The 4751-nt window shown below is 75.0% G+C and carries 3 protein-coding genes; all 3 read left to right on the top strand.

Annotated features, from left to right (window positions below):
* The coding region (locus ACLBYE_RS29595; protein WP_447696892.1) for an ABC transporter substrate-binding protein at positions 1-1203 on the top strand (1203 nt) is incomplete at its 5' end.
* Positions 1200-2207, top strand: coding sequence for a YVTN family beta-propeller repeat protein (locus ACLBYE_RS29600; protein WP_447696893.1), 1008 nt, complete (start codon positions 1200-1202; stop codon positions 2205-2207). The genes ACLBYE_RS29595 and ACLBYE_RS29600, both read left to right, overlap by 4 nt.
* A gap of 242 nt (positions 2208-2449) precedes the next feature.
* On the top strand, positions 2450-4624 hold the full coding sequence (locus ACLBYE_RS29605; RefSeq protein ID WP_447696894.1) for a 4Fe-4S binding protein: 2175 nt from the start codon (positions 2450-2452) through the stop codon (positions 4622-4624).
* Positions 4625-4751: the final 127 nt, after the last annotated feature.

Raw genomic sequence — 4751 nt, forward strand, 5'->3', positions numbered from 1 at the left:
GGCCCGCGGCGCGCCGTCGTGCTGGCGGCCGTGGCGGTCGTGGCGGTCCTGGCGCCGGTCGCGCAGGGGCGGGCCGCGCCCGCGCCGGCGGGCCCGCCCCTGACGATCCGCTACCTGGAGCGGCGGGTCGAGCGGCCGGCGCCGCTGAACAACGAGGACCCGATCCCCGACGACGAGGGCGCCAAGGGCGCGGAACTCGGCCTGCGCGATTCCAACGCCACCGGCCGCTTCCTCGGCCTCGGCTTCGACCTCGGCACGACGGTCGTCGAGCCGGGCGCCGACATCCGCCAGGCCTTCCGGGACCTCGCCGACCGGCGCTTCGTGGTGCTCAACGCCCCGGCCGCCGACGTCCTCGCGCTGGCCGACCTGCCGGAGGCGAAGGGCAGCGTGCTCCTCAACATCGGCGCCCCGGACACGCGCCTGCGCGACGCCGAGTGCCGGCGGAACCTGCTCCACGTCCTGCCGTCCCGCGCCATGCTGGCCGACGCGCTGGTGCAGTTCCTGGCGTTCAAGCGCTGGTCCCGGATCCTGCTGGTCACCGGTCCGGAACCGGGGGACGCGCTCTTCGCCGAGGCGCTGCGGCGCAGCGCGAGGAAGTTCGGCGCGCGGATCGTCGCCGAGTCGCGCTACGACCCGCAGGGCGGCGACGTCCGCGACACGGCCCTGCGCGAGTTCGCCCTGCCGACCCGCGGGCCCGAGCACGACGTGGTCGCGGTGGCCGACGAGGCCGGCGCGTTCGGCGCGAGCCTCAACTACAACACCGCCTCGCCCCGGCCCCTCGTCGGCACGCAGGGCCTCGCGCCGGCCGCCTGGGGGCGGCCCGTCGAGGCCTGGGCCGCCGTGCAGCTCCAGGGCCGGTTCCGCAAGCTCGCCGGCCGGGCCATGCGGCCCGTCGACTGGGCCGGCTGGATGGCGGTGCACGCCGTCGGCGAGGCGGCCGTGAAGGCGCGCAGCACCGACCCCGCGGCGGTCCGCGCCGCCCTGACGGCGCCCGGTTTCGAGATCGGCGGCTTCAAGGGCCGCCCTCTGAGCTTCCGCGCCTGGGACGGGCAGCTGCGCCAGCCGGTCTTCCTGCTCTGGCCCGGGGCCGTCACCGCGACGGCGCCGATCGAGGGCTTCCTCCACCACCGCACGGAACTCGACACGCTCGGCCTCGACGCGCCCGAGAGTGCCTGCCGCGCCTTCTCGGGGACCGCAGAATGACCCGGCTCGCCGCCCTCGCGCTGCTCCTCTGCCTCGCGGGCCCCGCGCGGGCCGAGGAGATCTTCGTCTCGAACGAGCGCGACAACACCGTCTCGGTGATCGACGGCGACAGCCTGGAGGTGCTGCGCACCTTCCCGGTCGGCCGTCGGCCCCGCGGGCTGACCTTCTCGCGCGACGGGCGGTCGCTCTACGTCTGCGCGAGCGATTCCGACGCCGTGCAGGTGATCGACCCGGAGACCGGGCAGGTCCGGCACGACCTGCCGTCGGGCGAGGACCCGGAGCAGTTCGCCCTGGCGCCCGACGGGCGCACCCTGTTCATCGCCAACGAGGAGAACGCCACCACCACGGTGGTGGACGCGCAGACCCGCCGGGTGCTGGCGCAGATCGACGTCGGCATCGAGCCGGAGGGCGTCGCGGTCAGCCCGGACGGGCGCACGGCCGTCACGACCTCCGAGACGACCAACATGGTCCACTGGATCGATACGCGGACCCTCGCGGCCGTGGATGCGACGCCGGTCGGGCAGCGGCCGCGCTTCGCCGCCTTCACGGCCGACGGGTCCCGACTCTGGGCGTCCTCGGAGATCGGCGGCACCGTGTCGGTGATCGACGTCGCCACCCGCGCGGTGATCGCGACGATCGAGTTCGCCGTGAAGGGCATCGCGGCCGACCGGATCCAGCCGGTGGGCATCCAGATGGCGAAGGACGGGCGCCACGCCTTCGTGGCGCTGGGGCCGTCCGACCGGGTCGCCGTGGTGGATGCCGCGACCTACCGGGTGGAGAGCTACATCCTGGTCGGCCGCCGGGTCTGGCAGCTCGCGCTCAACGCGGCGGGCACACGGCTCTTCACCACCAACGGCGTCTCCGGTGACGTGACGGTGATCGACGCCGCGACGTTCCGGCCGATCAAGACCGTGAAGGTCGGCCGCTTCCCCTGGGGCGCGGCGGCGCGGCCGATGCCTTCGGCGCAGGCGACGGACGGGCGCGCCGCCGGTGCGGTGCCGTGACTCGTCCGCAGTCCGGAGCGCGGGCCCCCTCTCCCGTGCGGGAGAGGGACAGGGTGAGGGATCAGGGCCGGCCGGACGAGGCGCGAGGCGACCGCGGGTCGAGACCCTGCTCCATCCTGAAACTCCTCGTCCCTCACCCCGACCCTCTCCCGCACGGGAGAGGGGGCCCGTCGCGCACGGCCGTCGGCGTCGGTGCGGGACCCGGGCCTGCGACCGACGCGGCCTGGGGCGGAGGCAGCCAGATGACTCGGCCGCTGCGGAGCGCAGCGTCTCCCAAGCCGTCCGCGCTGCGCACCGCCCTGGGCCGGGGCGCGGGCCTGATCCTTCGAGCCGCGCTGCTCCTTCTCGCCCTGCTCCTGCCGACCCTTCCGGCCCGGGCCGGCCAGCTCGATCGCGCGGGCGTCGAACGCCACTTCCCGCCCCCGCTGGTGGTCGGCGAGAAGGACGACAGGCTCCCGGTCTGGCCGATCCTGAAGCAGCAGGCCGGGTCCTACGAGGTCTTCGCCTACGCGTTCGAATCCGTCGATCTCGCGCCGATCCCGGGCTTCGGGGGCACGCCCCCCGACCTGCTGATCGCGCTCGCCCCGGACGGCACTTTCCGGGACGTGACGGTGCTCTCGCACCACGAGCCGGTCTTCCTCGAGGGGCTCGGCCCGGAGCCGCTCCTCGCCTTCGTCGAGCAGTATGCCGGCCTCTCGGCCCGGCAGGCGATCCGGGTCGGGCGGCCGAACGCGCGGGCCGCCGGCGCCGCGCCCCAGACCACCGTCGACGGCATCTCCATGGCCACCGCCTCGACCCGGGTGATCAACCAGTCGATCCTGGCCTCGGCGCTGGCGGTCGCCCGCGCGAAGCTCGGCTTCGGGGCGGCCAATAGCGGCCTGAAGGTCGAGGCGAAGCCCGACCTCTACGAGCCCCTGACCCTGGCCGAGCTTCTCGCCCGGGGCTGGGTCCGGCGGTTGACGGTCACGAACGCGGACGCCGCCGCGGCCTTCCGGGGCACCGGCGTGGCCGATCCGTCCGAGGGTCCGGCCGACGCCGTGCTGACCAACCTCTACGTCGCCGCCCTGGACCCGCCCTCGATCGGCCGCAACCTGCTGGGGCCGTCGCGCTACGACGCGCTCATGCGCGAGCTCGGTCCCGGAAACCACGCCGTGATGGTCGTCAGCGCCGGGCCGGAGGACGCGCCCGAGAACCCGGTCGGCGACCGGTTCGTTCTGGGCGCCGTACCCGACCGGCTGGCGATCGGCCAGGCCGGCCTGATCGTGAACGCGCGCGACATGGCGGTGGAGCGCCGCGACGCCGGCCTCGGCGAGGGGCTGCCGCCCGGCCCCTGGACGATTTTGCGGATCGACCAGGCCGCCGGCTTCGACCCGTCCGCGCCCTGGGTGCTGACCGAGACGATCGTTCGCGAGCGCGGGCAGATCCTGTCGGAGAAGATCGCCCGGACCTTCACGGTCGAGACCACCCTGCCCGCCGACCTGTTCACGCGGGTCCGGCCGGATGACGGGCCGAGCTGGACCGACCCCTGGCGGGCCCGGGCGCCCGAACTCGCCCTGATCGGGCTGATGCTCGCGGTGCTGGTGCCGGTCCTGAGCCGCCAGCGCGGGCTGGTGGCGGACCAGCGCCGCTTCACCCTCTTCCGCCTCGGCTTCCTGGCGCTGACGATCGGTTTCGTCGGCTGGTACGCGCAGGCGCAACTCTCGATCGTGACCCTCGTCGGCCTCGTGCGGGCCGCCACCGCGACCCACGACCTCGCCTTCCTGCTCTACGACCCGCCCTCGCTGGTGCTCTGGGCCTTCGCGCTGGCCGCCCTGGTCGCCTGGGGGCGCGGCACGTTCTGCGGCTGGCTCTGCCCCTTCGGCGCGCTGCAGGAACTCGTCGCGCTGCTCGCCCGGCCGCTGCGCATCCGCCCGGTCGCGGTGCCGCCCGGCCTCGACCGGGCGCTGCGGTCGATGAAATACGTCGTGCTGGCCGGCATCCTCGGCGCCGCCGCCGCGGGGTCGCCCCTCGCCGACACGTTCTCAGAGGTCGAGCCGTTCAAGACCGCCGTCACCCTGTACTTCGTCCGGGCTTGGCCGTTCGTCGCCTACGCGGCCGGGCTGCTGGTCCTCAACCTGATCGTCTACAAGGGCTTCTGCCGCTACCTGTGCCCCCTCGGCGCCGCCCTCGCCCTCCTCGGGCGGGTCCGCGTCCTCGACTGGATCCCGCGCCGGGCGGAGTGCGGCTCGCCCTGCCAGCTCTGCAAGGTCCGCTGCCGCTACGGCGCCATCGCGCCCTCCGGCCGGGTCGACTACGCCGAGTGCTTCCAGTGCATGGAGTGCGTGACGATCATCCACGATCCCGGGCAGTGCGTGCCGCAGGTCGTGGCGCGCAAGCGGGGCCGCCGCGCCGCGCCCCGGCCGGTGACCGTCGGATGAGCGCGCCGCCTTGTTTCGCGCCGGCCCGGCGCCGGCTCCTCGTCGGGGCCGCGGGGCTGGCCGCACTCGGCGGTGTCGCGGCGTTCCGCGCCGCCGCGGCGGCGCGCGGGCTGGCGCTGCGCACCCG

Source organism: Methylobacterium sp. A52T, assembly GCF_053346095.1.